Source organism: Pseudomonas sp. SIMBA_067, from assembly GCF_046534675.1.
GTDB classification, from domain to species: Bacteria; Pseudomonadota; Gammaproteobacteria; order Pseudomonadales; family Pseudomonadaceae; genus Aquipseudomonas; species Aquipseudomonas putida.
The window spans coordinates 1-230 of record NZ_JAWRYH010001494.1 but is presented as its reverse complement, the minus strand read 5'-3'; the positions used below and the strand labels follow the sequence as shown (position 1 = coordinate 230).

Below are 230 nucleotides of genomic sequence, written 5' to 3'. Positions count from 1 at the left end.
CCGAAGTTACCGGCCTCGGCGGCAGCGTCGGAGGTGACCATGTTCCAACCGGCACGGCCTGCGGACAGGTGGTCCAGGGAGGCGAACTTGCGTGCCACATGGTACGGCTCGTTGTAGCTGGTGGTGGCAGTGGCGATCAGGCCGATGCGATCGGTAACAGCACTGAGTGCCGACAGCAGCGTCAGTGGCTCGAAGTACACCGAGCGGGCGCTGTGGCTGGCGAGTGCGTC

At 65.7% G+C, this 230-nt stretch carries 1 protein-coding gene; it reads right to left on the bottom strand.

The annotated features are described in order from the left end of the window. The coding region (locus SB765_RS34420; RefSeq protein ID WP_410933131.1) for an LLM class flavin-dependent oxidoreductase at window positions 1-230 on the bottom strand (230 nt) is incomplete at both ends.